Genomic DNA, 7160 nt, shown 5'->3' with positions numbered 1-7160 from the left:
TTTTCCTCTTCTCCCCCCCTCCCCTCACCCCCCCATTCCCTTTCCATTATCCCCCCCTTTACAACCTTCATTCTGTTTCTATTCATTTTTGTTCCATCATCCCTTTGATTGTCCGCATCCCTGGATTGATCCACTTTACGTGCAGGCCCTACAACAGACGGATCTACAGGAACCACGCCCACGGAAAGCGAAAGCCCATCTGATCCGCCAAATTGGGGCAAATGGCACGTTGCACAGGCAACATCAAAACCGCCGGAAAGGGTTTGAGAAAAAAACAGCACCTGCCCCAGCTTCACAAGGGAATCCTCACTGGGCTTGATTGGCTGGAGATTCCTTGGCGAAGCAGGGTCACCCGTCAACACATGCGCCTTCATTTCTTCAAAAAGCGCAGCGTCAAGCGGCTCAGGTTCAGGTTCAGGCTCGGGCTCGGGTTCCGGCTCAGGCTCAGGCTCAGGTTCCGGGGTTGGATCGGGATTGCTAGTGTCATTCCCGCCTGCAGGAGCACCTCCGCTGGACCCACCGCCGCCCCCGCAGGCACTTAGCAGAAACAGGGAAAGGAATACTGCAAGGATGGCTTTCATGTTTGCTTTTACCCGTCTTCTGTAAGCACAGAACCTGTGCCCGCAGGGAATCAATCCAGTTGAGGTTTGAGTGTCAGGGTGGCGCCCCAGTGACCACTCGGAATGGCAATTTTACCAAGGTTATCACCACTGAAAGAAACGTCATTAATGACGAGCGGTTGCCCCGCAGCGCCGCCCGGCAGGGAAGAACCGGATACAGCGTCGTTAAGCCGGCCCGCCGCGGTCTGCCCGATCAAAATATCATTATCGATACGAAGCGCAGGCCGTGAGCCCGGAGAAATTTCTCCTACTCCGCGTAGATCCACAACGCCATTGGTAAAAGCAATATCCCCTCTGATATCGGCAAGACGGATTTCCACATCCCGCCGATTGGGCTCAGCCAGGGCAATATAACTACCACTGCCACTGGCCAGGGTATTAACGCCGGCAACCTGAAAATCAGGGTCATTCAGATCGCCAAGGCGCATAGCCAGGCTGTAACCAAGAAAGTTTTGGGGTTCACCCGCAGGAACCGAGACTGCGGGGTCGGATGGGGAAAAACGAAGGTTAATCAACCCTTCCAGATTAGTATCAAAGAACAAGCCTTCGACAGACTCGTTAGCCGCTGCCAGGGTTGAACCACCAAAAGTCCCTCTGAAATTCAGGCGCGCCTGGTGAGAGAGCAGGTCCAGACCACCACTATAAAGACCTTCCGGTGCGAGATCGTCGATGGGTTTCAACCAGAAACGCATGTCATTGGCGCCAATCAGAAGATTGGAACTGAGAAAGCCGATACCGACACCATCCGTTTCAAACTCGGTATCCGCAATCAGGAAATGGCTGCCCTGCTCCCAGTTCATTCCCTGCTGATCCATGGCATTAAAAGTTTGTGACATGATCAGCAGGTCAATGATCAAGCCGGCATTATTGTCCGCCGGGTTACCACCCGGATACAGATAAATATTGCCATCGATGTTAGCCAGAGAATAAATAAGGCCCCAGTTGAAATCACGGGTAACTGTTCCATTTTCCACCAGGCGTACGGCATTGGAATTAGACAGGAGGTTACCGTTGCGGACCAGAACCGCCAGACCATCAGCGCCGCTGACAGCTCCAGCGACAGTGCCATTGGTATCAGGGTCAAAGTACTGGAGATGGCCTGGCGCCAGGTCAAGCAACTGCTGGCTAGCCAGGCTGCAAGCAGAACCAACGGAACCAGGGCCTGCATTACTACCACCGAAGCACAAACCACCTGGAACCTGATTACCATTCAGTGAATCCAATGCCACCAATGGGAAATCCATGCCATATGGGTTACCGGCGAAAGCGCTCCAGTCACTTAATTCGATTTGAACACCACCGCCAACTTCACCTAATACCCAGCGGAAGTGCTCATCGCCGTTGGCCGTATCGTCGCTATTTATATAGTTCCAGCGCGCACTCATGGTCAGGCCGTCTGAAGGATTCGCCCAATCATTGCCATCCCAAATACCTCTTCCGCGCCAGATGAGGTCAACATCAGAAACGCCACCACTCCAACCGAAGCGTAGCAACGAGAGCTCATCATTGTTGACTACAAAGCCGTCGGCACCTCTGTCGTACTGCCAATCCGCTTCCAGTCGAAGGTCGATTCTGTCTGCCTTGTGAATCAGCCCGCCCCCCATACCATAGGGATCGTCCGCCGCAGCAATAATGCCAAGGTTGCCATTAACGAAGTTCCAGCGAGCTTCAAGGTTATTGAATAAAAGAAAGGGATCAGCCTGCAGCTGCTGGTAGAAGAAGCGACTATCTGAAAGTGCCGCCTGCATGGACGCACCATTGTCGCTGGCATTCAGGAACCCCTTCAAATTCACATAACTGAGCTGGCCATTACCATCCAGAGCAAACCGCCCGTAGGAGCGCGTTTCATTGTTATCGAGGCCCACTTTAAAAGCTTCTGCAGACAAACGCATATTGGATAACGACAGTGTAACGCCAGTGCTTGGAGCACCGGTGGGAGAAACGCTACCCACATCCAGACTGGTACCGATGGTAAAGTTACCACCGACATTTCCCATGTTATCAACGCCCTGCAACTCAAGATCCTGAAGATAAAACCGGCTTTCGTTAATTGTGCCTGTATCGGTCCGCCATTCCAGCCGATCTGCAGAGGCCATCGTCCCGGACCATTCAACGGACAAACCGTCCTGTGCCTGCACGGCAGAAAGCTGGCCATCATCCATTGATTCCATTGCCAGAGCTGAAACCGGCAACAGAAAAAGGGTCCTGATTGTTATTCGTGCTCTGATGGAGAACATTATAAGGTAACCCTTTAGCAGAACATTGACGAGCCAAAGCAGTTATCAGGTGCTCGCTGACCCAGCTCAATATTTTCCAGTGGAATACCCGGCGGTGACAGAGCATTAAGCCCTTCAAACAGCCCGAAACTTTGCTCTTCCGCAACCAGATCGAGCACCTTCAGCTCTGGCACATTAAGCCACCAACCCGCATTGGAAATCGGGTTATAATCTGTCTTGTCAAAGGTCGGGAATGCAACCTGCTCTCTCTGAAATGAGAGACCGAACTCAGGGCTCTCATCCAGCACAAAACCATGCACGAAGCGCAGATCCTCGATAACCTGCGCGTACGCTTCTCCTGCAATAGCGCCCGCAAGACCACCTTCCAGCCTTAATTCCAGGTTAGGTATTCTTAATTCATTCAACCGTGTACCGGTGACATCAACAAACAACCTATCATTATCTGCACACAGGCTATTGTTAGAGGTGCGGCCAAAACAGGTATTACTGTCACCCGAAAAAGTCACATTAATGGGGACTGTTCCGGACAGCTCAGTCCCGATCGCACCTGAAAGCCGATTGATACCGGAATGGCAAGCCAGTGCACCAGCACCAATATTGTCGTTGCAAACCCCTCCATGCTCCTGATTTGTCTGGCCTGACGGAGAGCCATCCGGGTTAAGGTAATCACGTCCCACCCCGAAATAGCCATCGGCTGTTTGCGACCCAATCTTGATGCCCGCGACTTCGCGTTGTGAGCCACTGCCATCATTCCGGACCGCAATTTCAATAAATGGTCTGGTAAGGACAAAGTTACTGGTTACAGGATCACCGGGACCATTACGCAGATCGTTAAGGCCCATCAGACGCACAAAATCCATATCAATATCACAAGCACCCGGTGCAATGGTGTCGTTAAAGCCTCCACAGCCAAGCTGGAGTTTGTCGATGTTTGCGTTTAATGCCAGCTCAACATCCAGCCCCATTCGATAGAAAGTAAAATCCGTTGGGCTACCTGCGGCGCCGGTTGGATCAATTTTATCTGAGACAAACAACGCCTGGCCGGTAACCTGGGAAAGCTGATCTTCACTCATAGGCTGGAGGCCGGGGTACTTTGCCATTTCACTCTGCAAGGTCAACTCTTTCGCGCTGTTCGTCTCATCGGAAAGCAAAGCTATTGCCTGTGAACAGGAAAGGACTGCTGCTACCAAGAAAAGAGATTGGGCTACGATTGTTATACTATTGTTTTTCATCATCATCTCAGAAACCGTACAGCTGAATACCGCCATCGATATCTATGCGGGCAATATCGGTGACCGTATCGCCGATTGCCAGCCCCAGGAACGATCCACCATTATCGTTAGCTGGAAGAAAACCCTCGGGGCCGAATTGTACCGCCGCCCGGCCAATATTCAGCCGCCACTCAATGTCCGCATTGAAGCCAGCGGTTTCAGGAAAGGTCAGCAGCAAAGCCAGGCTATCATTAGGGGTACAATCATTCGGAAGCAGGCAGTTGCCGCTTTGGTCCTCGAACCGGGAAGGGTTGGCAAAAGCGCTCGACAGTGCAGGTAGACGGCTGCCGTCTAGCTGCAGATCGTTAAACCGGAGCACGCCGTACATATCCTTCAATACCAACCATTCACCACCTGTGGCATCCCGGTTGGCAAACTGCAATGCCAAATTACAGGGGTTAGCCAGGCCCTGGCAGTTATCCACTGAAGCGAGCGCATTTCCATCACTGTCCGCATTGACCCGGAATTCAAGATCCAATGCGACGCCTTCCTGACCTGTCACATTGGCCATCTGTGAATCTTCAAGTTTCTCCATGCCTAAAACCATGCCTGGCATTAGGATTAAAAGCGCCACGAGAAAAAATAGTCGCTTAACCGGAAGATTCAACATAAGTGATTCTCTCAATTTGCTGACCCCAAGCTGGTAATCCGCATATGCTGAATAGCCAACCCCTGAATTCGTGCAGTACCTAAATTAATTGCATTTACTTCAACTCTTGGGGAGACACTTGTTAATACTGCTGGCGCTGTTGATGGATCAGGCGGATTCGGGTTTGAAGGTTGGAGCATGTCGCAACCACAAAAAAAACCACACTCGCCTACCGATGTCACCACAGAATGATGCTACTCTCTCTTTCTATGAAACCATCATTTTGATTATTCTGAACAAGCCAAGTAGAAGCATCATTCCTGCCAACAAATGAAATGCCCTGCGCTTCAGCTACTTGCTGCCTGGAATAAGGGGAAGTGATATCACCTGAACTCAATTCTACAGTTACTTCACTAGCGATACCGGTATAACTATTGCACTCCTCATCCCTGCTTCCTCCACAAATTGGGCCGGGAAAATTCAGTGCGTTAATTGTTCTAGCTTCCAGCGTGAGAGTTTGAGGGTTGCTTGAATCATAACCAGGACCAGAAAATCTTATCGGGCTAGCTGTACCAGACCCAGGAAGGCAATTGCTCTGCCCAGCCTGGCATGCGGGAAAATAGTCGCCCCACTCCGCATAACCATGAGTTTCGTAGTAACGATCATTCCTGTTGGTTCGCTGATAACCTTGCTGCCCGGCTACACTATAAAAATCATTGTAGGCATTAGGATCGTTCGGGATACGCGTAAGTTCGATAATAAAATTGCCATCACCGGCAACATTGGGCGCCGGGCGAACGCTATCCAGCACTATTGACTGGTAATAAAGCTGCCCGAGAGGCACATAGGCATTTACATTTGTAAAATACAGCCCCTCTTCATTAGTGAACTGGGGGACAGGGTCCGCATCAATCGCATCGCTGATTTGATTAACACTGAATCGGTAATCACCAGATAACCGACTGTGGTAAAGCAGACCAAACGTCTCGTCGGGGGAAAGGAGCTCTCCACCGCCATCAACCCGTTCCCCACGGTACTGAAATAACTGCAGGATAGGCCCTTCAATGTTGTTGGTGGCGGGATTTGTGCCTGCAATTGAGGGGGGCTTGAGGTATGTGGCGGGCTTGCCCAGAATCAGGTTCTGGTTACGCAAAGTTCCCAAGACATTGGTGATATTACCATTGGCATCTGTCTCGCTGGCCTGAATTTCACCCCAGAAAGCCCAGCGGAAATCCTGTGAATTCGAAGGCCCCAACAACTCAAGCACTGTGCGATTCACCCCGCCAGTCGAAACTCCGTTAACAACAGGGCTACCCACCCAGTCATCCCCGGCTGCATTGAGGCCCACCATCTGGCGCTCGAACACCCGCAGCACAAAAGGGTTATCGTGATTGGCATAATTATCAATGCCTTGTGAGCTTATCGGGCAACCCATGTTACTGAAGCCGTCTGCACAACTTCCCGCCCAGGTTTGCCGGCTACCCGCTGCCTCACCCGCACTCCAGCCCGAAATGCTCAGACCAAACCAACGTAGATCGCCGCGATTGAATGATGTGTCTACCCCCGGCGAACCGCCGATTTGCTCAATATAGCTGCTAGGAGCCATCTGAAAGCGAATGTCATCAAGACCGAACGCCAACCCCGCACCCTGAACTTCGGACATGGAGTCATCGCTCATTTCCTGAAGAGCTAGTACCTGGGAAGCGCCGAAGGTGAGGGCCGCTCCCAGCATCATGTGGGAAAGGGAGTTGTTGCGCCGCACTGTGACCTCTGTCTTGTTGTTATCAGTCTGGCCGTAAGGTGCTTGAGGCAGGACTGGTTACTTATGCCACAAGACTACACAGCATGATAACGCTCGACAACATGTGTTAACACAAACACTACACAGTGCCAGGTTTTAATTTTCTTTTATTTCAATATCTTATGCGCCGTAAACACATAGTTTACACATTCTATGAATATACGTGCGCCACTAAAAGAGCGGATCTGTTACAAATATGCACACTTTGGCGGGGATTGTTGATGCTTGGGGTCTGCAGGAGTTGAGCACGAATATTGAAGGTCCAGTGTAGTTCGCCATGCAAGCATAGCTCCTACGGAGGAAAGGCCTAGCCCATATGGCTTTACAGACCTACCGCGTAAGCATGTCCATGAACTCGTTGACTGGCATGGCTTCCAGCTCATCACGATCTCGGCAGAGTTCGAGAATACGTTCTGCTCGCGCTCGCGGGAAACAGGTCAGCAGGTTTCGTTGGAATTTGCTTTCCAGAACGGTGGTCCCCTCCTCCCTGCGACGCCGGTGACCAATGGGGTATTCCACTGCCACCTTGTCTGTCTGGGTGCCGTCCTTGAAGACTATCTGGATGGCATTGCCGATTGAGCGTTTATTCGGGTCGTGGTAATCCTATGAGTACTGCTTTTCTACCTGCACTGCCATCTTGTC

Annotated in this window: 6 protein-coding genes; all 6 read right to left on the bottom strand. The window is 51.4% G+C overall.

All coding sequences use genetic code 11. From position 1 onward, the window contains the following. Positions 1 to 581, bottom strand: a 581-nt coding sequence (locus tag ACFE0K_RS05670; protein ID WP_434535135.1) for a cytochrome c peroxidase, incomplete at its 3' end; no start/stop codon positions are given. A gap of 50 nt (positions 582 to 631) precedes the next feature. Beyond that, positions 632 to 2857 carry a DUF6160 family protein gene (locus ACFE0K_RS05665; protein WP_434535134.1) on the bottom strand — a complete coding sequence of 742 codons (2226 nt, stop codon included), beginning with the start codon at positions 2855 to 2857 and terminating at the stop codon, positions 632 to 634. Positions 2858 to 2871: 14 nt separating this feature from the next. Further along, a complete protein-coding gene (locus tag ACFE0K_RS05660) occupies positions 2872 to 4095 on the bottom strand; it encodes a hypothetical protein (protein WP_434535133.1) in 1224 nt (407 codons plus the stop codon). 1 nt (position 4096) lies between these two features. After that, complete coding sequence (locus ACFE0K_RS05655; RefSeq protein ID WP_434535132.1) at positions 4097 to 4738, bottom strand: DUF6160 family protein; 642 nt, start codon at positions 4736 to 4738, stop codon at positions 4097 to 4099. A 217-nt stretch (positions 4739 to 4955) separates the two neighbouring features. Beyond that, entirely contained in the window at positions 4956 to 6479 is a 1524-nt protein-coding gene (locus tag ACFE0K_RS05650; protein ID WP_434535131.1) for a hypothetical protein, read from the bottom strand. Positions 6480 to 6848: 369 nt separating this feature from the next. After that, complete coding sequence (locus ACFE0K_RS05645; protein ID WP_434535136.1) at positions 6849 to 7076, bottom strand: hypothetical protein; 228 nt, start codon at positions 7074 to 7076, stop codon at positions 6849 to 6851. Positions 7077 to 7160: the final 84 nt, after the last annotated feature.

Origin of the sequence: Alcanivorax sp., assembly GCF_051117345.1 — a bacterium.
Classification (GTDB): domain Bacteria; phylum Pseudomonadota; class Gammaproteobacteria; order Pseudomonadales; family Alcanivoracaceae; genus Alcanivorax.
Note: the sequence above shows the minus strand (reverse complement) of the source record. Positions and strands in the feature narration are given on the sequence as shown.

Excerpts from the sequence above, each read along its gene's own strand:
- ACFE0K_RS05665 (WP_434535134.1), bottom strand. The coding sequence starts at position 2,857 with ATGTTCTCCATCAGAGCACGAATAACAATCAGGACCCTTTTTCTGTTG.
- ACFE0K_RS05660 (WP_434535133.1), bottom strand. The coding sequence starts at position 4,095 with ATGATGATGAAAAACAATAGTATAACAATCGTAGCCCAATCTCTTTTC.
- ACFE0K_RS05655 (WP_434535132.1), bottom strand. The coding sequence starts at position 4,738 with ATGTTGAATCTTCCGGTTAAGCGACTATTTTTTCTCGTGGCGCTTTTA.